The sequence below is a fragment of the Paenibacillus solisilvae genome, assembly GCF_042656405.1.
Lineage (GTDB): Bacteria > Bacillota > Bacilli > Paenibacillales > Paenibacillaceae > Paenibacillus_Z > Paenibacillus_Z solisilvae.
Genome location: NZ_JBHSOW010000103.1, coordinates 15318 through 36763, shown reverse-complemented (window position 1 = coordinate 36763; position 21446 = coordinate 15318). Strand labels below are relative to the sequence as shown.

13 protein-coding genes are annotated in these 21446 nt (G+C 52.2%); 9 read left to right on the top strand and 4 right to left on the bottom strand.

From position 1 onward, the window contains the following. Positions 1 to 31: 31 nt before the first annotated feature. Positions 32 to 1558 carry a gluconokinase gene (gene gntK / locus ACFPYJ_RS26945; RefSeq protein WP_379191350.1) on the top strand — a complete coding sequence of 509 codons (1527 nt, stop codon included), beginning with the start codon at positions 32 to 34 and terminating at the stop codon, positions 1556 to 1558. 264 nt (positions 1559 to 1822) lie between these two features. Further along, positions 1823 to 5335, top strand: coding sequence for a glycosyl hydrolase (locus ACFPYJ_RS26940; protein ID WP_379191339.1), 3513 nt, complete (start codon positions 1823 to 1825; stop codon positions 5333 to 5335). Positions 5336 to 5455: 120 nt separating this feature from the next. On the opposite strand, the gene ACFPYJ_RS26935 is transcribed toward ACFPYJ_RS26940, so the two are convergent. From ACFPYJ_RS26935 to ACFPYJ_RS26920, 4 genes are all read right to left on the bottom strand, one after another. Continuing rightward, positions 5456 to 8416 carry a DEAD/DEAH box helicase gene (locus ACFPYJ_RS26935; protein ID WP_379191338.1) on the bottom strand — a complete coding sequence of 987 codons (2961 nt, stop codon included), beginning with the start codon at positions 8414 to 8416 and terminating at the stop codon, positions 5456 to 5458. After that, positions 8413 to 10047: an SWIM zinc finger family protein gene (locus ACFPYJ_RS26930; protein WP_379191337.1), complete on the bottom strand. Its 1635-nt coding sequence runs from the start codon at positions 10045 to 10047 to the stop codon at positions 8413 to 8415. Before ACFPYJ_RS26930 ends, ACFPYJ_RS26935 begins: the two co-directional genes overlap by 4 nt. 143 nt (positions 10048 to 10190) lie before the next feature. Beyond that, the gene (locus ACFPYJ_RS26925; RefSeq protein ID WP_379191336.1) at positions 10191 to 11843 is read right to left on the bottom strand and encodes an alginate lyase family protein; all 1653 of its coding nucleotides are present in this window, start codon (positions 11841 to 11843) and stop codon (positions 10191 to 10193) included. 164 nt (positions 11844 to 12007) lie between these two features. Then, on the bottom strand, positions 12008 to 13660 hold the full coding sequence (locus tag ACFPYJ_RS26920) for an alginate lyase family protein (RefSeq protein WP_379191335.1): 1653 nt from the start codon (positions 13658 to 13660) through the stop codon (positions 12008 to 12010). 168 nt (positions 13661 to 13828) lie between these two features. Between ACFPYJ_RS26920 and ACFPYJ_RS26915 the strand changes: the two genes are divergently transcribed. The 7 genes from ACFPYJ_RS26915 (at position 13829) to ACFPYJ_RS26885 (ending at position 21432) form a co-directional block, all read left to right on the top strand. Then, complete coding sequence (locus tag ACFPYJ_RS26915) at positions 13829 to 14473, top strand: YhcN/YlaJ family sporulation lipoprotein (RefSeq protein ID WP_379191349.1); 645 nt, start codon at positions 13829 to 13831, stop codon at positions 14471 to 14473. A 150-nt stretch (positions 14474 to 14623) separates the two neighbouring features. Continuing rightward, a complete protein-coding gene (locus ACFPYJ_RS26910; protein ID WP_379191334.1) occupies positions 14624 to 15535 on the top strand; it encodes an ArsR/SmtB family transcription factor in 912 nt (303 codons plus the stop codon). Positions 15536 to 15760: 225 nt separating this feature from the next. Next, the gene (locus ACFPYJ_RS26905) at positions 15761 to 17512 is read left to right on the top strand and encodes an ABC transporter substrate-binding protein (protein ID WP_379191333.1); all 1752 of its coding nucleotides are present in this window, start codon (positions 15761 to 15763) and stop codon (positions 17510 to 17512) included. Between the two features lie 70 nt (positions 17513 to 17582). After that, the gene (locus ACFPYJ_RS26900; RefSeq protein WP_379191331.1) at positions 17583 to 18536 is read left to right on the top strand and encodes an ABC transporter permease; all 954 of its coding nucleotides are present in this window, start codon (positions 17583 to 17585) and stop codon (positions 18534 to 18536) included. A gap of 12 nt (positions 18537 to 18548) precedes the next feature. Then, entirely contained in the window at positions 18549 to 19481 is a 933-nt protein-coding gene (gene opp4C, locus ACFPYJ_RS26895; RefSeq protein ID WP_379191330.1) for an oligopeptide ABC transporter permease, read from the top strand. Between the two features lie 12 nt (positions 19482 to 19493). Continuing rightward, a complete protein-coding gene (locus tag ACFPYJ_RS26890) occupies positions 19494 to 20477 on the top strand; it encodes an ABC transporter ATP-binding protein (protein ID WP_379191329.1) in 984 nt (327 codons plus the stop codon). Beyond that, positions 20470 to 21432 carry an ABC transporter ATP-binding protein gene (locus ACFPYJ_RS26885; RefSeq protein WP_379191328.1) on the top strand — a complete coding sequence of 321 codons (963 nt, stop codon included), beginning with the start codon at positions 20470 to 20472 and terminating at the stop codon, positions 21430 to 21432. Before ACFPYJ_RS26890 ends, ACFPYJ_RS26885 begins: the two co-directional genes overlap by 8 nt. The last annotated feature ends 14 nt before the right edge of the window (positions 21433 to 21446 follow it).

The following is a 21446-nucleotide window of genomic DNA, read 5'->3' as shown; positions in this document are numbered from 1 at the left end:
AGAAGGTTCACATGTGAATCCTACACAATATATGATCGGGATTGATATTGGAACGACGAGCACGAAGGCTGTCTTATTCGAGGAGAATGGGAAGGTCGTAACAAAGGCTAACGTGGAGTATCCCTTGTACACACCGACGCCTTCAATCGCGGAGCAGGATCCTGATGAGATCTTCGCAGCCGTTATTCAATCCGTCAGACAGGTTGTACACAATAGCGGCGTGGATGCCGGCCAAGTCATGTTCGTTTCCTTCAGCTCTGCCATGCACAGCGTCATTCCGGTCGACAAAGAGGGCAAGCCGCTTATGCGGTGCTTGACATGGGCGGATAACCGAAGCGCGGATTGGGCCGCACGGCTGAAGCGGGATATGGGTGGACATGAGCTGTATAGGCGAACAGGAACACCCATTCACCCGATGTCGCCAATTACGAAGCTGATGTGGCTGCGTCATGATCATCCGGAGCTGTTCGAGAAAACAGCCAAATTTATTTCCATTAAGGAATATGTGCTGTTCAAGTTGTTCGATGATTATGTCATCGATCATTCGATCGCTTCTTCGACAGGCATGATGAATTTAGAAGCGCTTGACTGGGATGAAGAGGCCCTTCAGCTGGCGGGGGTGACGCCTGAACGATTGTCCCGGTTGGTGCCTACGACATGCAAGCTGGAAGGCTTGCATGCAGGGTATGCATCGGAGATGGGGCTGACAGCCGCTACCCTGTTCATCGTCGGAGCAAGCGACGGGGTACTTTCGAATTTAGGCGTTGATGCCACTCAGCCCGGCGTGGTCGCAGTTACGATCGGCACAAGCGGCGCGATCCGCACGGTGGTGGATAAGCCGGTTACCGATCCGAAGGGCAGATATTTCTGCTACGCGCTGACGGAGAAACACTGGGTCATCGGGGGCCCGGTCAACAACGGCGGCGTCATATTCCGGTGGGTAAGGGATGAGCTGGCCGGTGTGGAGGTAGAGGCGGCAAACCGGCTTGGACGGAATCCGTACGACATGATTACGCAAATCGCGGAGGGTGTGCGTCCAGGCTCCGACGGCCTGCTGTTCCATCCTTATTTGACCGGTGAACGTGCGCCGCTGTGGAATCCGGATGCGAGGGGCTCGTTCTTCGGCCTGTCTTTGCATCATAAGAAAGAACATATGATCCGTGCGGTGATGGAAGGGATTATTTATAATTTATACACGGTTTTGCTTGCGCTTGAAGAAAGTATCGGGCGGCCGAAGGTCATTAAGGCCACAGGAGGTTTCGCACGTTCATCGCTGTGGCGTCAGATGATGGCAGATATTTTTGACCAGAACGTAGTCGTACCGGAGAGCTTCGAGAGCTCCTGCCTGGGGGCAGTCGTGCTTGGACTGCTGGCAACCGGCAAAGCCGAATCGCTCAGTGTCGTCTCTTCGATGGTTGGAACCACGCATGAGCATGAGCCGGTTAAAGAATCTGCTGCTATCTACCATGAGCTGCTGCCGATCTTCATCAGCATTGCACGCAAGATGGAAGACGAATATACGAGTATCGCTGCGTTTCAGAAGAAAATGCTTGAGTAGAGGTTATGAAACACCCCTAGTTGAATCGGGCGATGATAGGAGAGGGTGGAGCTGCAGTGCTCCATCCTCTTTTTGTTATTCTTTTTGTTAGCTAAATCATATAATTAATGCCGCAAACTATTCTTCAAATATCATAAAAAATAAAGAGAATACGACTAACAACATATTGATTGTGAAAGCGCTTTATTATATGATAATAAATGGAATACCGCAGTTATAAGGGTTCATTGCAGGAATAATCATCATTCAAAGGAGGAAAAATGATTGTTCAATCAAGGGGAAAAGCTGATTTCTAAATTTATTTGTTTTTCTTTGTTAGCCTCTTTATCATTTCCGCTAGGCAGCATCAACCGTGCAAGTGCGGCTGAGCCAGAGTCAACTCCCCAGAATAAAGTTTATGACTTTGAGGATGGAACTGCGCAGGGCTGGTCCGCCGGCTGGGGCGACGGCCTGGTTTCCGTTGAAGCCAGTCAGGATTTGTCCGTAACAGGCAATACGTATGGATTGAAGATCAATACCAGCTTCACAACGGCAAGCGCTTGGCAGACCGCTGCCTTCCGCGTGAATCATGGCGTTGATTTAAAGAAATATAAGAAGATTGAATATGATCTCTATGTGCCTAAAGCGTTTAACGGCGTGTTGGGCGTGGAAACCGATCTGAACAATTCATGGACAACGCTGGATTTTGCGAATTATGATATCAGCACGCTGGCGGCTGAAAGCATCAACGGAGCCGACTACGTGAAGGTACATAAAAGCGTTGCGATCCCGAAGGATTCCACGCAGAGCGAGCTTGATATTCAGCTGCAAAAAAACAATGGGACGTTTGCTTACCGGGGCCCCATCTACATCGATAACGTGCTCTTGGTTGCGGATACGGATGCTGTGCCGGAGACGCCTGCTCATGTCGTAGGCACCTATCTGGCTAAGGATGCCGTATTGTCCGGATTCGGACCGGAGTTTAAGACCGAACAAATCGGAGATGTGGAGTATAAAGCGGAAGGATATGTCTCCTTCTTCTACGGTGAAGACAGCTCTAATCCGGGGATGGCTGCCTTTAATGTGGATGTGCCTTCGACGGGATTGTACAAGCTGGTCCTCGGCTTTTATGCGCCATATGGCGATAAAACAACCGGGATCATCGTCAACGGGACTCCGAACGGGGATGCTCACTTTCCTGTTCTTCCGGCTGGTGTGACGTCGGGCGAAATGTCCGCAGGGAAAGTCCTGCTGCAAAAAGGCGCCAATTCAATCGGTATCGCCAGAGGCTGGGGCTACTACGGCATCGAGTTCGTGAGACTGGAGTCCGATGCGCCTGTCGCTGATCGTATTGAGGCGGAATCAGGTGTTCTCGAAGAGGGTGCAAGCCTGCAAACCTCGGGCGGCAATTTCTCCGGCGAGGGTTACGTCTACTTCACAGGCGCAGGATCTCTTACCTTGAAATATAACGCGCCGGCAGCCGGTCTGTATGATTTGGGAGTCGGTTATCATTCACCATTTGGAATGAAAGTTACTTCCCTTCTTGTGAATGGGGCACCGACCTCAGCGGTCACGTTAGAGGGCACAACAGACTTTGTGGAAATACCGGTAGGTAAAATCATGCTGCAGGAGGGTGAGAATACCCTTCGTTTTGAACCGGGCTGGGGTTATTACAATATTGACTATGTAACGATAACAGCAACACCGCCGCCTAAAGTACATGCGGTTACGGATAAGCTCGTTAATCCGAATGCATCACCCGAAGCCCAAGCGCTTATGAGTTATTTGAAGGATCAATACGGCAGCAAAATCATTGGCGGACAAACGACGCTGAGCGATGCGGAGTGGGTTCATGAGCAAACGGGTAAATATCCCGCGCTCGTAGCCTTTGATATGATAGACTATTCGCCTTCCCGCGTGGAATACGGAGCCGACTCCAAGGAAGTTGAAGGTATGCTGGACTGGGCGGGCAGAGGCGGGATTCTTTCCTTATGCTGGCACTGGAATGCACCGTCAGGCTTGTTTGGCAATGAAGAAGGGAAAGAATGGTGGAGAGGCTTCTATCAGGAGTTCACTACATTCGATCTTGCCTATGCGCTGAGCCACAAGGATTCCGAATATTACCAGCTTATCCTCAGAGATATTGATGCGATCTCCATGCAGTTGAAACGGCTTCAGGATGCGAATGTCCCTGTGCTGTGGAGACCTCTTCATGAAGCGGAAGGCGGCTGGTTCTGGTGGGGCTCCAAAGGAGCGGGTCCTGCGAAGGAATTATACCGGCTGATGTATGACCGGATGACGAACTACCATCATTTGAACAACCTGATTTGGGTTTGGAACTCCGCTTCAGCGGATTGGTACCCAGGCGATGATGTGGTGGACATTATCAGTACGGATGTGTATAACACGCCGGGCGATTACAGTGCAAGCAGCAACAAATACGATGCGCTCGTTAACGTGGTTAATGATAAGAAAATCGTCACAATGCCAGAGAACGGTCCGATTCCCGATCCGGATCTGCTGCAGGCCTATCATGCGGATTGGAGCTGGTTCTGCACATGGGGCGGGGTTTTCATACGTGACGGCGAGCAGAATGCGCTGGAGCACGTGAAGAAAGTGTTCAACAGCGATTATGTCATCACGCTGGATGAGCTGCCAAGTCATTTGGGCAGTTATGGGCTGCCGACTACAACGGCTGCCTTGTCCGGATCCCCGACTACAGGGGGCTGGTTCAATCAGGATGTGTCCGTTACGCTATCCGCGGCAGCCAGCGGGTCCCGCACAATCGCTTCTACGCAATACGCCATTAATGGGGGAGCGAATACGGCCTATTCTAATCCGGTTACGGTTCAAACCGAAGGAACAACGACGGTTAAATACTTCTCTACGGATTCGGAAGGCCGCTCGGAAGCCGCCAAGTCGCTGGAGATTAAATTAGACAAGACAGCGCCAGAGGCAGAGCTGCTGCAATCGAATGGCCCTGTTGGCGATGTTACGCAAGGCGAGACGCTTAATTTCACTCTGACAGGCACGGATGCAGGATCAGGCGCAGCTTCACAGGAGCTGCTTTTGGACGGGCAGGGAATAACCAGCGGTCAAAGCCTTGATTCCAAGAATTTGACGGTCGGCGCACATACGGTGAAGTACACCGTAACAGATGCTGCCGGTAATGCAGCGGCGAACAGCATTTCGTTCCGTGTCATTAAGCCGCTGGCAAAGGGCGTTCCCGGCAAGCCGGTTTTATCGGGCGATAACGGTCATGACACAGGGCTTAAGGACGGCCAATATACCGTAACGATGAATATGTGGAACGGCAATAATGGAACCCGGTTCAAGCTCTACGAGAATGGCGTGCTGATCAGCACGAAGAAGCTGACGGATGCTTCCCCAGCCGCACAAACCGTCAAAGTGGATGTTGCAGGAAAAGCCAATGGGACCTACACGTACACATGTGAACTTACGAATGTATTCGGTACAACCCCATGTGCACCGCTCGTCGTTACCGTTAATGCCGCGAGTCCCGGCAAAGCCGTATTGTCCAGCGATAACTGGGACGGCGACGGCAATTATAAGGTGACGATGAATATGTGGTGGGGTACGAATGCCGCGGAATATCGCTTATATGAGAACGGCAGGCTTATCGATACGCTGGCCTTAAGCGGGAATACGCCGGCGGCACAGAGTGCGGCAACCGTAATCACCGGCAGAACAAAAGGCATCTATATATACCGCTGTGAATTAGTCAACGCTGCAGGCAGCACCTCAAGCGAGGCGATTACGGTTAAAGTGATTAAATAACAGGCGGGAACAGGCGGAGCACAGCAGATGTCTGTCGTTCATCGCCATAACGACAAAACCTCTATCTCGGGTGCAAAGGCATCCTGGTAGAGGTTTTGTTTTGTCGGGTAAAGATGGCATTTAACCGGCCCAGTCGCGCCGCAGTGTGAAGAGATCCTTGAGCGCGTCAGTCGACAGCTCGGTGATCCAGCCCTCGGAGCTCGTGATGACATTATCGCTTAGCTGCTGCTTGTTCTCCAGCATTTCATCGATGCGCTCCTCCAGCGTGCCCAAAGAAATGAATTTATGCACCTGCACATCACGGGTTTGACCCATCCGGTAGGCACGGTCTGTCGCCTGATTCTCAACGGCCGGATTCCACCAGCGGTCGAAGTGGAACACATGATTGGCGGCAGTCAGATTAAGGCCTACGCCGCCTGCCTTGATCGAGAGAATAAACACGCTAGGCTGTTCTTCAGCTCGCAGCGTCTGCGATTGAAACTGCTCGATCATGCGGTCGCGGGCGGTTTTGGACGTGCTTCCGTTCAGGTAGAGCACGGGTTCCTGAAGCTCCTGCCTGAGCACCTGCTGCAGCATTTGTCCCATGCCGATATATTGGGTGAAAATCAGGCACCGTTCGCCCTCCTCCCGCAGCTCCTTCACCATGGCGAGCAGTCGCTCGAGCTTGGCCGAACGGCTGATCATCGAATCGGTGTCCGGCTGCTCTTCCCCAGGCGGCGCTGACTCAGGAAGCGGCTCCTTCGACAGGAGCGCCGGATGATCGCAGAGCTGTTTGAGCTGCGTCAGTGCAGCGAGTATAGCGCCCTTGCGCTCAATGCCCTCCAGCTTCTGCATCCGCTCCATCAGCTGATTAACGGTCTGATCGTACAGCGCACCCTGCTCGGCGGTAAGGTGAATGTAGGTCTTCATCTCGTTCTTATCCGGCAAATCCAGCTGGATGGCCGGATCCTTCTTCTTGCGGCGGAGCATAAAGGGCTTGACCAGCCGCTGCAAATCCGCTGTCCGCTGTTCATTGCGTTCCTTCTCAATAGCTTGAACAAACTGCTCATTGAAGGAGCGTGGACTGCCGAGAAACCCGGGATTAATGAAATCATAGATAGACCACAGCTCCGACAGCCGGTTCTCAATCGGTGTCCCGGTGAGCGCAATCCGATGTCTGGCAGGAAAGCTGCGCACAGCAGAGGATTGCTTGGTTTGGGCATTCTTGATATTCTGCGCTTCATCTAAACAGACCGTTGACCATGTGAATGCCTTCAGCATGTCTTGATCGAGCGTTGCGGTCGCGTAAGAAGTCAGAAGGATATCCGCATGTTCAGCCTGCTCTTTGAACGCCTCACCGCTCAGACGCCTGCCTCCATAGTGAAGCATCACCCGCAAAGACGGGGCGAAGCGGCTTAATTCCTTCTGCCAGTTACCCAGAACCGAGGTCGGGCAAATAAGAAGGGAAGGAACTTCTGCGGCCGCATCAGGATTGGATTCCTTCAGATGCAATAAATAAGCGATAAACTGTACGGTTTTGCCAAGTCCCATATCATCTGCAAGGCAGGCGCCGAGTCCGAAGCGGCGTAAAAAGGCAAGCCAAGCAAACCCATCGCGCTGGTAGGTGCGAAGTTCCGCCTGCAGGCCGGACGGTATGGCAAGCGATGGCCACTCCGTTTGCTGGCCGAGCTGGCTGATGAGTCTAAGGAGGTGTTCATTGAGCTCGACCTCGAGCTGAACGCGCTCTTCATTCTCCTGCTGCTGCTCCGGTGATCCGCCTTCCGGGTCTTCGCTTCCGCCCAGCAAGTGAAGCTGAAGGACATCCTGAAAGGAGAGGCCAGCAGTGTTACCTACGCGCGCCATGGCTTTGCGGATTTGGGCAAGCAGGGCAGGATCAAGCGGAATCCACTTTCCTCTGAAGTTAACGAGCCGTTCATTCCGTGCGACAAGCTCGGCAAACTCGGCCTCCGTGAGGTCGGTGTCGCCGATGGCAATACGCCAGTCAAAATCCACAAGGGAATCGAGTCCGAACAGCGAGGTCCCTGAACTGCCGGTTTCTCCGACGCCTGAGCGGACTTTAGCGCGAAGCCGTGGCTTTCTCCGGCTCGCAGTTTCCCACCAAGCCGGCAGAAGCACCTGCCACCCGGATTCGAGCAGCCTTGGGCTGTCTGCCGTTAAGAACTGCCAGGCTGCTTGATCAGGCAGCGGACTGCCGAGCAGATCCAGGCTGCCTCCCGTTAAACGTTCCGCCGGCAGAGCTGCGCGAAGACGGTCCAGCCAGCCGGCGGAACGCTCCTGTATATGGGCCGACCAGCGGCTCGGCCATGAACCGGATACGCCGCCGTCATTGGCGAGCCGGACATGCACAAGCACCGCAGGATCAAGCTTATCCTGCAGAACCAGCTTAAGCTGCCAGCCAGGTTCATCGTTATTAGGCTCGAGCAGCTGCAGAAGCGGCCGGAACGGCGCGGTATCGGCCTTCCAGCCGGTCGCCACCAGCCAAGTCTGCTCATCTAAGCCGGCTGCCGCCGAGCGGTCCTTGGTGAACAGAAGCGGAAATTCCCTCCGCAGGTCGGATGCGGTCGCTTCTGCTGCGTAATACTGATTGAATACGGCAGCGGAGAAGGCGGCCTCCAGGCCATCGCTAAAGCCCGTCCCGCTGTTTCCATCGTTCAAGTTCAATACGGCTTGTTCTTCGCTGCTTAGAGCCGCTTTATCCCAAGTCCAGCTCAGCTTGCCGGTTTGAAATGCGGAGAAGCTGGGCACGTACTGCCTGTCCGCTATGCAAGCCTCGAGCATTGGCGCGAGGCGGATCAGCTGCGCTGCATCATCGGCCCATATCCATTCGACATGCTCGAGCAGCTTGCGCTGCGCAAAGAAAGGGATCACCAGCTCAGAAGGAAGAACGATAAGCTCGACATCCTGAACCGTTTGGGTTGCCAGCTCTGTGCCATAGAAGGATTCTGCATGCCAGGCGAACAAACGATGCTTAAGATAGACGCCCGGGACATAGCTGTGCGAATGCATAGATCCGAAAATAAGCGCATCTCCATATGCGCTTAAGCTGATGTGGACGGTAATCGTTTCTGTATAGGAGCTCATGATAGCAGTTTTCCTTTCCGAAGCTCTTCCTGCAGCGCGCGAAGCCGGCTGTGGCGCCCGGAGAATGCGCTGAAGAACAGCTCCCAGCGATCTTCCTGCTTCAACTTCTTGTACAGCTTGTTCAGCCGCTTGAGCAGTCTGACCGCGGCTTTATAGCTGTGTCTGTTTTTCTCAAGCACGTTTCGCTCCACAGCCTGATGATAGAAGGGCAGCAGCAGCTCCGGCGCATTCTTCTCAATCGGCTGCAGCTCACTTACGCGAAAATCCGCCGGCTCTCTTCCGGTACTGAGGTGATAATCCATCCACTGCTGCCATTTGCCATAGAAAAGCATGGACTCTTCGTAGATATCCCTGGAAAAAGGAAGCATACGGACAAAGGACTGCCACATGCGCGGCTCGGACTCCGGCAGATGCTCCACCGCTGTCTGCCAATAGATCAGGTAGGGCTCCAGACTGCCCTTTCGATAGCTGCTTAATAAAGGGCCGACTTCCTCCAGCCATAAAGCGAGCCGCGGCCACGACGCCGATTGGGACAGAGTTTGTAAACACGGGTACAGGTCTTCAGGACGGATCCGGGAAGACTCGCTCGCCTTATGCAGCAGCGCCAGCGCTTGGTCGTCTTGAGCCAAATAGAAGTGCATCCGGCTCTGCGCGAGCATCCACGGCAGCTTGGAAAGCGCGGCCTCCACCGCCTCAGGGGCTTCCAGCAATCGGGTTAATTCTTCCTTGTACAGCTGTGTGTCGCCGGAGCTGAGATTCGGATGAACCCAATTCATCCAGAGCCGGTAATAGAGATCCAGGAAATAAGTTAGCGATTTGGCCTCTGTCAGCATGCGGCGGCGCAAATACGCTGCAGTTTGGCTGATACGTTCCCACTGTTCCGGTTCGTTTCTCACGGGCAGTCCATTCGCAAAGCTCTGTTCAATAGCTTCCCGAACGCTATCTGCCGCAACATGAGTATGAAATCCCATATAGGTACCGGAGGTCTGCCATGGATTCTGGGTGTGATGAAGCGATTGCTTAACGAGTTTCTCCAGCACGAAGAAATGGGCATGAAGGCCAAACAACTGTTCAACGACCGGAGATAATGAAGGCTTTACCGCATAAATGGCCGCCAGAGCCTCCTTCACATACTGTGCATTTGGCGTATTATCAGATAATGAAGACGTGCCAAGCTCGAACAGCTCATGCCACTGTGCAACGGTCATCTCAGGGATTCGGACAGCCATTTCTCTTAATTTGGCTGAGGCTGCTGCAGCTGAAGGAGCCGGCTTGAAGGCTTTCTTCGACAGGGATGCCGTTGACCTGGCATTGACGATGGCATGAATCGAACGCTCCTGCAGGCTTGCATAGTGCAGCAGCGCTGCAATCATATGCTTGCAGCTGCGCCGCACCGGGCAGGTGCAGGTACTGACCGGCAGGGCATCCAGCTGGACTTTGACCAGGTACGGTTCATTTCCTTCGATAACGGCTTCCAGAAGCAGGGGAGCGGGCATCTCCAGCTTCAAGACACGCTCCTGCTTATAATATTGAAATCCGCGTTTTATCGTCAGGTCATCAAAGCTGTCGCCTACCTGGTGAACAAGCTGCTCCCACTGTATATCATCTAAGGTATGAATTGTTTTCATCATTGAGTCGTCTCCTGAGAGCGTTAGTTAGGTAATCATTCAATCATTCATACTATTATATCATTGATTGGGAAATCGGATGAAATAACAAAATCCCCGCCAGGCAGAGCTCGCGTAAGGCGAACCTTCCTGAAGGGGACTAATGGCTACTCTTTTCTCACACCTACATTATTAATGAATATGGCTCCCTTTTGTGCAGAACCGCTATAGAATCCGATGGAATCAATCGAAGAGACCTGATTGGTGAAAGGAAGACCGTAAGCCTTCAAAAATCCGTTAATGGAGAGGCTGAATGTACCTGCCTCCGGATTGGCTGTTAGGGTTACGGTGTACCAGGTGTTGGTTTTGAGGCTTTGAATGTTAATATACCGGTTTAAGCTGTCCTTGTAGACGAGATTGGATCCGATTGTGTAGAGCTCGGCCGCAAAATTGTTACCGCTTTTCAAGCCGAATTTCATAGAGAACAAGGAAGACTGCTCCATGAAACTCCATTGTGCCGAAACGGTACCGGACTGTGCGGGGAATGATTTTCGGATCAGCGATGCGCCTTGCGGATTGTTATCGGTAATTTTCAAGCTTTTATCCGCAGCGCTTGGCAGGGCGGTGACACCTGCTCTTGTATTCGCCGAATTCGTAAATAACCAGCTGGCTGGCAGCGCTGCGCTTCCTGTCTCGTCGAAGGTATCGTCAACAAGGATATGGTCGCTCTTCATGAGTGTAGGGAAGGACCACGCATAATTATGGCCTGTCTCCATGAGCGGTCTTCGGGCAGAAGCGAAAGCGGCATAAGCGGGATCGGGATAAATGTCTGACATTGCTTCAAACAGGTTATAAGGCCATGCTTCTGTCCCGGTCGGCACGGCAGGCTTATTGTAATACGGCCACTGGGATGGATGCTGGGTGTAATAGAGCAGGTAGTCCAGAGCCTTCTTAATCGTTTTGCCCCGCGGTGACGTCCAATGGAATAAGTCCACACCTTCTGCCTCAAGAGCCACTTGGGCGGCTGCAGTCAGCGGAGATAAGTAGAAGTATGTATACCTTAGGCCTCCTGCGCCCCGGCCGGTTTCTTCCGAAATAGCTCCGTTCAGTCCGATTTGAGAGTCGATTTTGGCTTTAATCCGATTGATTTCTTCCCTGACATGAACGGAATCATCCAGGTACCGGTAGCCGCTGATCGCCCCGTAGACTCCCCAGGCGCCCCAATTATTAGTACGGTCCTTATCGATATTGGCTCCCTGATCCAGGAAGACATTCGACACCCAGGACTTGAACTGGGATTTATCAGCGGGGTTCCAGCTGCCGAGATCATCGACCAATTCTGCGGCTTGGATGAATCCAACCCCGGCATAAGCCATGACAAGCGTGCTGTCGTCTCCCCCTAAATGCGTGTTCGTATACGCCCAGTCATTCAGGATTTCGATCGTTTTATTCCCGTAGGAGGCAATCCCCGTCAAGGCATAAGCGACTGCGGATACATAAGCCGCTTTAACATCGTCTTGGAGGCTCGCGGATGCACGCACATGTCCGTCCGGATTGGAATAGTAACCGGGCACATAGAAATCTGCTGAAGCTGAGGGCTTCTCATTATTTAACCAATCGGCTTTGGCGATAAGGACATCATAAGCGGGTTTCCATGGGCCAATATTCGCCTGTACCTTCGTCTTGACTTGGTTAATTTGGCTTTGTGAATGCAGCCCTCCCGGATGGGGGTATGCGTTAACGGTTGAGGACAGCAGAAGCTGCACAAGCAGCGGGATGGCAAGCATCCCCGTTGATTTTTTGAAAAGGGAATATTTCATTTCATACAGCCTCCGATTCCATGATGTAGATAGTACACTATTCGTGAGCGAGAGTCCGATTTGTGCCACATTCAGGAAAAAAGTATAACGCGCAAAGAAGGCCTTCAAGCACCGTAAGGCATAGTGGTGTCTTGAAGGCAAGTGGATACACGGATCGTTCGACCCTATTTCAATAGGCCGACGTTATTGATATACACCGTCCCGGTCGGCTCCCATCCTCCGTAAAAGGCGATGGAGTTGAAGGAGGAGACAGGGTTTGCAAAAGGGGCATCAACCACTTTTAAAAGCCCGTTCACATAGATATCATACTTGTCCGTCATCGGGTTAGCTACGATTTTTACCGTGTACCAGGTGCCTGGCGTGAAGCTTTGGATCATCACGTAGTGTCTGCTGCTGTCTCTATAGGCCAGATTGGAGCCGGCTGTGTAGATTTCAGTCGCAAAGACAGCGCCGCTTCTTAATCCGAATTTCGCATAGGGAAAGATGGTTTGCTGCATGAAGCTCCACTGGGCCGTTACGATGCCCGTTTGCGGGGCAAATAATTTGTGGGCAAGCGATGCGCCCGTTATATTCGTATCTGTAATTTTCAACGCTTTATCGGCAGCGCCCGGTACATTGCTGACGGTCGTGCTGGAATCTTGCGAATTGGTGATTACCCATCCGGTTGGCGCGGAACCAACTGTCATTCCGTCAAAGGTCTCGTTAACAAGCGAGCGCTCACTCTTCATTAAGGTCGGAAATGTCCAAGCATAATGATGTCCCGTCTCCATAATCGGCCGTCTGGCCGATGCCAGAGCGTCGAAGGCGGGGTCGGGATAGAAATCCGTCATCGCTTCAAATAAATTATAGGGCCAGGCTTCAACAGCTGTAGGCGTTGCTGGATTGGCGTAATAGGGCCATTTTGCAGGGTTTTGGGTATAGTACAAAAGAAAGTCGAGTGCGCTTTTAATGGTTTTTCCTTGCGGAGAAATCCAATTAAATAGGTCAATGCCTTCCGATTCGAGCGCAATCTGGGCAGCGGCTGTTAACGGAGCCAAATAGAAATACGTATACCGCAGGCCGCCAGCGCCGCGGCTTACTTCTTCAGGAAGGGAGCCGTCCTGTGCAATCTGTGTGTCGATTTTGGATTGAAGAAGCGAGATGCTGTTCAATACATTTGTGGAATCATCCAAAAACCGGTAGGCCGATATGGCGTCGAATACGCCCCAAGCCCCCCAATTATTGGTCCGGTTTTTGTTTGGAGTAGCCACCTGGTTAATAAAGACGCCCGATACCCATTCTTTGAATTTTGCTTTATCGGAATTGCCCCAGCCCTCATAAGTGGACATTAGCTCCGCCGTTTGAATAAAACCGATACCTGCATAGGACATAACCAGTGAACTATCATCGGCGCCAATGGCGGTATTGGTATAAGCCCAGTTGTTGAGGATCTCGATGGCTTTATTCCCGTATGAAGCGGTTCCGGTAAGCGCATAAGCGACAGCCGATAGATAAGCAGCCTTTACATCATCCTGCAGAATGGCGGATGCTGCCGTATGCCCGACGGGATCGGAATAATAAGCGGGGACATAGAAGGTCGCGACTGCGCTCGGCTTCTCAGGCTGCAGCCATTTTGCCTTTGCGATCAGCACATCGTATGCGGATTTCCATGGCGATTTGTTAGCGGCTGCGTTGGCTTTAACCAGATTGATTTGATTTAACGAATATAATCCGCCTGGATGAGGATAAGCGAATGCTACAGGGGCAAGTGTAAGCTGGGTTGCAAACAGGCAGGCGCCTATAATTGCAGCGGGTATCGTGACAAACAGCTTTTTCATTATTAAGTTAAGGCCTCCGGGTTCAATCATTCATTCATTATGTGCGGGCAGCGGCAGATTTCCGGATTGTATTACGTTTGTCGGAAAATTCATGGCATTAATGAATTTTATATCAGCAGCACTATTTTTTCCACCAAGAATTGAAATTAGTCCTTAGCATTTTCTCTCATTACCCCGCTATTTCCCACTTATGAAAACGGCCGGCCGGATCATCCTAATCAAGAGAACACAAAGAGGAGGTCAAATATGAATAAGCCTTGGAAATCAGCGGCAATATGGATAATGGCGCTTGCGATTGGCTCCTCGCTCACAGCCTGCAGGCTTGACACCGCAGAGGATAAAACCGAAATGAAAGCCAAAAATGCAGCGAATCGAATTGAGACGAAGGCCGCTCCGAAAGGGTCGAGATTGCTGTCGGATATCACCGTTCGTAATTCGCATATGAACAGAGATGACATGGATACCAGCATTGTCAGGAATCATTTAAGAATAGCGGAACGGATGGAGAGTAGCACGGAGAGGTTGAGAGGAGTAAGCAAAGCAACGGTTATCGTGGATAAACATAAAGCCGTTGTTGGGCTGGATGTGAACAACAATCAGCATGGGAAGACAGTGGAGAAGCGCGTCACCCGCACACTCAAGAGCGAGTTTCCGGGTTACAACATTTATGTGACATCGGATAAGGCGATCAATAAGAAGATTCAAGCCGCCCATGCGGATATGGTCAGCAAACATCCGGTGAGACAATTTGCCACGGAAGTCGGAGTCATTATTGAGGATATTGGACGTACCATCACGAAGCCGTTCCGATAGCTCCGCTAAGCTTATAAGAAGCCGGTCTCAAGAGGCCGGCTTCTACTGGTTTGTGACGCGCATCCTTGCCGCATAAGGGCCGTGGAAAAATCCAACTAGAACACATCGGAGTCTGCGCGCTATAATGGAGGGCAGAGGGGGGCGTGCGATGTGGACTACAGCTTGGATGTAAGATTTAAACCCTTATACGAAGTAATCGGCAGCCTGCATGCTTATGTTTGCCGCAAATCACATAAGAAACTGGATTTATCTCCTTCATGGGCCAAGGAAGTACGTCAGCGCTTGACGCCTGCACTGGCCGAGCTGCTGGATCACATTCAAATTGACGGCGATTGGAAGCTGACTTACCTGCTTGTGCATCTGTGCCCGGGCGAAGATGCAGCCGAATTCGCGGCTTGGCTGAAAGAGATGTCAGCAGGGGACTTATATGAAATCATGTCGCCTTACAGCAATCAGTTCCCTGTTCATATGGGTGAATTCCGCGATCGGACCATCGAACTGTTCGAACAGTGGAATGAGCAGTATTTTCGGCATATCGACCCGGCTATTGTAAGCCAGCTTAATGAAGAAGCGCAGAGGCGGAAGCAGGCTCTTGCTTCGGTACCGGTGCCTGAGCTCATCGACGACACGACGAACGGGCTGCTTTTCACCCCGATGAACGGTCTCGAGCAAGTGATCCTCATGCCGCAGTATCATTTTCAGCCGGTTAATGTCATTAGTTATTTTGGCAAAGCGACTATCTGCCATTATGCCGCCAGAATGCATCTCGGAGACGAAGACTTTCTCTCTCCGCATGAGTACCGGATGATTCGCAGCTTGGGGGAGAAGAGCAGGCTGAAGATATTAAGATATCTTCGGCGAGGTCCGCGCTCCTTCATCGAAATCGTTCGTCACTTGGAATTATCCAAGGGGATTACTCATGATCATATCTCGAAGCTTCGCAGCGCCGGCCTGCTTCATGCGCACTTCGAAGGCGAAACGCTGACCGTATACAGCCTGCGAATTGGCGCTTTGGAGCAGGTGCATAACAGAATCATGAGCTATATCGAGCAGGACATTTAGCTAGAAGCAGGTTGAATAACCACTTCCACACCGGGAAAATTCCGGTGCGGGAGTGGTTTTTTTGTACAGCTGGATAACAATTCTCTTCTAAAAGAAATATTTTAAGGTTCTCTCTTTACAGAACTGATATTCCTTCATATAATAAGGATATCAAATAAATCAGAGTGGTTTTATCGGAATTACAGCAGGGACGATTCAGAAATAGCGCACTCCAGGAGGTTTAACATGAAGAAAAGCATTGCAACCCTATCCACAGTCCTTATTGCGGGATCTTTATTATTATCCGCTTGCGGCAGCAATACCGGCACCAACAGCGCGAACCAAGCAGGAGCGATTCAACCTGCAGCGAATAACGCCGCTAACACAGGTACAACCGATCCGGCAGCCGCTGCGCCAGGGCTGACCGAGGAGGTCAAGGCGAGCGACATGTCCAAACTGCCGGAAACGGCAAAGAATCGCACGGATACCATTATCGTCGGTTTGACGGATCCGAGCGGGGCGTTCACCCCTTACTTCCAACAAAGCGGTTATGACGGCAACGTATCGTCTTTGCTCTATACCCCGCTTGTGAAAGTGGATAATAAAGGGATTCCGGTTCCGGGGCTCGCGGAGAGCTGGGAGGTCACTGCGGATAACCTGACTTACACGTATCATCTGCGTAAAGACTTGAAATTCAGCGATGGTACGCCGCTAACCGCGGATGATGTTGCCTTCACTTGGACCATCCTGCATGACAAATCGTATGATGGCGATTCCCTGGTCAACACACTGCTTGTTAAAGGCGGCGCAGCCTACAAAGCCGGTACAGCCAAGAGTATTGAAGGGATCAAAGTGATCGATCCGCAAACGATCTCCGTTACGCTGGAGAAGCCGAATGCAAGTGCGCTTATCACGTTTGGATCTGATGTGCTGTCCAAGGCCTACTACGGCAAGGATTACAAGCAGGGCCAGCTGGAATACATGAAGAAGCTGAGCGGCAGCCCGCTGGGCAACGGCCCGTATAAGCTGGAGAAATTCATCCCCGGCCAGGAAGTGCGCATGATTGCTAACGAGAATTATTTCGACGGCAAGCCGAAGACCGAACATTTTATCTACAAAACGGCTGAGGGCGACACCTGGCAGTATCTGGAGACCGGTGAAGTCGATTATGCCTCGTTCAGTGCAACGCAGGAGAATATCGACAAGCTGAAAGGGCTGGGATTCGTTAATCTTCTCCCATATACGCCAAGCAATTACGGCTACCTTCAAGTGAACCTGGAGCACCCGGCCTTGAAGGATAAGAAGGTCCGTCAAGCGCTCACCTACGGCTTGGACCGCCAAAGCATCTATGTCGATGCGAACCAAGGTGCAGGCGTAGTCGCGAATATCCCTGCTTCTCCGATCTCATGGTCGTATACGGAAGAGGGCATCAATCCTTATAAGTTTGATCAAGACAAAGCCAAGCAGCTGCTGGACGAGGCAGGCTGGAAAGCAGGCGCGGACGGTATCCGCGTGAAGGACGGCAAGCAGCTGTCGATTCATTACCTCGGCTCCAAAAGCGCAACCACCGACATCTTCATCGCGGTAGCCAAAGAAAACTACGAAGCGCTCGGCATTAAGTTCGAGCCTGAAGTATTCGCGGATTTCAATGCGCTGGTCTCCAAGGTTGAGGGCGGGGATTACGATCTCGTTTCCTTCTCGACCTCGCTGCTTACGGATCCGTCGGACGGACTGCTTCCATTCGTCGACGGCGAGATTAAAGGCTACGATAATCCGAAGTTCAAGGAACTGTACGATAAAGGTCTTGCCACTTCGAATATCGACGAGCGCAAAGCCGTGTATAAAGAGCTGTACGCGCTGGTCAATGACGATCTTCCGGTCATCTTCACCAGCTATAAGAAGAGTGTTTATGCCTACAATGGCCGGATTCAGAATTTAAGCGTCAGCCCGTTCAACGGACTTTCCTCCAGCCTGCCAAGCTGGACACTGAGCAAATAAAGATCAATTAAGCAAAGCCATTCCCTGCCAGGAGCTTCCGGGCAGGGAATGGCAGGTTAAGGAGTCGGCTATGAGCGCGTATATTACGAAGCGAATCATGTATATGGTTATCATTTTGTTTGCGGCCTCATTTTTAATCTTTTGTCTATACGCCTTAACGCCGGGCGACTTTATTACGGGCAACATCAAGCTGACTGCGGAACGCAAAGCGGAGCTCCGTGAAATCTATGGGCTCAATAAACCGGTTATTGAACGGTACGCCGTTTGGATGAAAAATGCCTTTCACGGTGACTTTGGCTACTCTTTGGCGCAGCAGAAGCCGGTTCTGACGCTGTTTAACCAATATATCTGGAACTCCTTCCTGCTGGCGGTTGTTTCAACTTTCCTTACTTGGCTGCTGGCCGTGATTATTGGTGTTATCGCTGCTTACAAGCAATATTCGTGGTTCGATACGATCGTGATGATCGCTCTCTTCGCTGCGATGTCGATCCCGTCGTTCTTCATTGGGCTCCTGCTGATCAAAATGCTGGCTGTCGATTGGAAGTGGCTGCCCCCAGGCGGCATGCTGACAACCGGAAGCAGCGCCACAGGACTCGCTTACATGAAGGAAGTCATTCACCATATGTTCCTGCCGGTCATCGTGATGACTCTGCTTGGGCTGGGCTCGCTAACCCGTTATTTCCGCAGCAATATGATTGATGTCCTTAAACAAGATTACATCCGTACGGCGCGGGCCAAGGGACTGAAGGAACGCAAGGTGCTGTTCACGCATGCGCTGCGCAACGCGCTGCTGCCTGCGATTACGTTAATCGGCTTCGAGCTTCCCGCCTTGTTCGGCGGCTCGCTGATTATTGAGAAAATATTCAACTGGCCGGGTATCGGCCAGCTCTATATGCAATCCTTCACCCTGCGGGATTACCCGCTGCTGATGGGATTCACCTTGTTTATTGCGATTCTGACCGTCATCGGCACGCTGGTATCGGACATTCTGTACCATGTCGCCGACCCGCGGGTCAGGCTGTAGGAGGTCAAGTGAATGTCAACGATTAACGGAGAAGCGGCGAAGACGAAGGTTTTCCCTGCTAAGAAAACTGCGGCTCACACCTCGCTTTGGAGGCAGTCGCTGCGGCGGCTGCTTAAGAACAAGCTGGCTGTCGGCGGATTCGCAGTTGTGGTGTTCATGTTCGCGGCCTGCTTCATCGGGCCGCTGTTCTCCCCGTACACCGATAACAAGATTCATATGGCGCTTATGAATAAGGCGCCGAGCCTGAAGCATTGGCTGGGCACCGACAAGCTTGGACGCGATGTGCTGACGCGCGTGCTTCAAGCGGGACGCATTTCGCTTACGGTAGGTCTGGCATCGATGGTGCTGTCGGTCTTCATCGGATCGCTGCTCGGTATCATCGCCGGCTATTACCGGGGAATCGTGGACCAAATCATTATGCGTCTTGCCGATCTTCTGCTGACCATTCCGAGTCTTCCGCTGCTGTTCATATTCGGGGCTTTGCTCTCCGAGTGGAAGGTGCCTACGGATTACCGCATGTACATCGTCATGCTGATGCTGAGTATTGTCGGATGGCCGGGACTTGCCCGGATGGTACGGGGCCAGATGCTTAGTCTGCGTGAGCGGGAGTTCATGCAGGCGGCTGTTGTTCTGGGGCTGCGCGACCGCAGAAAGCTGTTCAACCACTTGCTGCCGAATTTAGTGCCACTTCTAATCGTCATTGCAACGCTGAATATTGGCGGGGCGATCCTGAGTGAATCGGTGCTTAGCTTCTTCGGACTCGGCGTTATGCCGCCGACACCGACATGGGGCAATATGATTGATGCCGCTAATAATATGATCGACTTCCAAGAACGGCCATGGCTGTGGATTCCGCCTGGCTTCTCCATATTCGCGACCGTTATTGCCATTAATATTTTCGGCGACGGGTTAAGGGATGTCCTCGATCCTAAGCAGAAAAGGTAGGTGTATGCAAGCATGAATCATATCCTTGATATCGAGCATTTAAGAACGCATTTCACAACCGAAGAAGGCGTCGTTCGTGCGGTTGATGATGTTAGTATACAGGTCCGCAGGGGTGAGATTGTCTGTATCGTTGGAGAATCCGGCAGCGGCAAAAGCATTACGGCGATGTCCGTCATGGGGCTGGTCGAAGAGCCTGCGGGCCAAGTTGCCGGCGGAAGCATCAAGTTTGGCGGGGAAGATCTCCTGAAGCTGAGCCGAAGCGAGCTTCGCACCCTTCGCGGCAATGAGATTGCGATGATCTTCCAAGAGCCGATGACTTCGCTTAATCCGGTGCTGCGGATCGGCGAGCAAATCATGGAGCCGCTTATGGAGCATCAGAAGCTGGGCAGGAAAGCAGCGCGCAAGCGGGCCATTGAGCTTATCAGTGAAGTGGGTATCTCCCGTGCGGAGCAAATCGCGGATTCGTATCCGCATGAGCTCAGCGGCGGCATGCTGCAGCGCATCATGATCGCCATTGCAATCTCGTGCAGCCCGAAGCTGCTTATCGCGGATGAGCCGACTACAGCGCTGGACGTCACGATACAAGCGCAAATTCTGGACATGCTGCGCAGGTTTAAAGAAGAATCGGACATGTCTATTCTGCTGATCACGCATGACCTCGGTGTCGTTGCGGAGATGGCGGACTATGTGATTGTTATGTATGCGGGCAAGGTTGTGGAGGAAGGCGAGGTTGTGGCGCTGTTCGAGAATCCGAAGCATCCTTACACGCAGGGCTTGCTGAAATCCAAGCCGATTATTAATCAGCGCCAGGAAGAGCTGTATTCGATCCCGGGGCAGGTGCCAAGTCCGCTTGAATTGAAGCCATCCTGCTACTTCCATGAACGGTGCGCTCACTGCATGGATATCTGCAGGACGGCGGAGCCTGCATTGAAGAAGGCCGGCAGCCGGCAGAAGACCGCATGCTGGCTGTATGAGGAGGCGATTGCTCATGTCTGAGCGGGCACAGCCGCTGCTGGAGGTTAATCACCTTAAGAAATATTTTCCGATTAAATCAGGTCTGCTCAGCCGTACGGTCGGTCATGTGAAAGCTGTTGATGACATTAGCTTTTCGATTAAGCAAGGTGAAACCTTCGGTCTTGTCGGCGAATCGGGAAGCGGGAAGAGTACGGTAGGCCGTACGATTCTGCGGCTGACGGATAAGACGGATGGCGAGGTGAAGTTTAAGGGCGTTAATCTTCATGGATTATCACCGCAGGAGCTGCGCAGTCTGCGCCCGAAGATGCAGCTCATCTTCCAAGATCCGTACAGCTCATTGAACCCGCGGGTGCGAATTGGCGATGCGATCGGTGAAGCGCTGCTCGATCATGGGCTCGTACCGCATGGTGAGATTCGTGAACGCGTACTAGAGGTTCTTGCTGCATGCGGGCTGTCATCGTATCATATCGACCGGTTCCCTCATGAATTCTCGGGCGGTCAGCGGCAGCGTGTCGGTATAGCCCGGGCGCTCGTCTTGAATCCGGATCTCATTATCGCGGACGAGCCTGTGTCTGCTTTGGATGTATCCATTCAAGCGCAGATCATTAACTTATTCCGCAAGATGCAGGATACACGGGGACTTACGTATCTGTTCATCTCCCATGATCTTAGCGTTGTCGAGCATTTATGCTCGCATATCGGCGTGATGTATCTAGGTTCGATGATGGAGACAGCCTCGCGTGACGAGCTGTTCCGCAATCCGCTGCACCCTTTGCTGTCGGCTGTGCCTATCCCGATTCCGAAGCTGAAGCGCGAGCGGATTGTACTGAGCGGGGAACTGCCGAATCCGGCGAATCCGCCTTCCGGCTGCAAATTTCATACGCGCTGTCCGTTTGCCGTTGCGTGCTGCCGCGAAGAAGTACCGGCATTCCGGAAGGTGGGGAGCGATCACAGCGTCGCGTGCCATCTCGTATGATGAGGGTACCAGTG

Bases quoted from the DNA above. Each gene is read 5' to 3' on its own strand.
- opp4C (WP_379191330.1), top strand. From the start codon at position 18,549: ATGTCAACGATTAACGGAGAAGCGGCGAAGACGAAGGTTTTCCCTGCT.
- ACFPYJ_RS26885 (WP_379191328.1), top strand. From the start codon at position 20,470: ATGTCTGAGCGGGCACAGCCGCTGCTGGAGGTTAATCACCTTAAGAAA.
- ACFPYJ_RS26930 (WP_379191337.1), bottom strand. From the start codon at position 10,047: ATGATGAAAACAATTCATACCTTAGATGATATACAGTGGGAGCAGCTT.
- gntK (WP_379191350.1), top strand. From the start codon at position 32: ATGATCGGGATTGATATTGGAACGACGAGCACGAAGGCTGTCTTATTC.
- ACFPYJ_RS26900 (WP_379191331.1), top strand. From the start codon at position 17,583: ATGAGCGCGTATATTACGAAGCGAATCATGTATATGGTTATCATTTTG.
- ACFPYJ_RS26920 (WP_379191335.1), bottom strand. From the start codon at position 13,660: ATGAAAAAGCTGTTTGTCACGATACCCGCTGCAATTATAGGCGCCTGC.
- ACFPYJ_RS26890 (WP_379191329.1), top strand. From the start codon at position 19,494: ATGAATCATATCCTTGATATCGAGCATTTAAGAACGCATTTCACAACC.
- ACFPYJ_RS26925 (WP_379191336.1), bottom strand. From the start codon at position 11,843: ATGAAATATTCCCTTTTCAAAAAATCAACGGGGATGCTTGCCATCCCG.
- ACFPYJ_RS26905 (WP_379191333.1), top strand. From the start codon at position 15,761: ATGAAGAAAAGCATTGCAACCCTATCCACAGTCCTTATTGCGGGATCT.
- ACFPYJ_RS26935 (WP_379191338.1), bottom strand. From the start codon at position 8,416: ATGAGCTCCTATACAGAAACGATTACCGTCCACATCAGCTTAAGCGCA.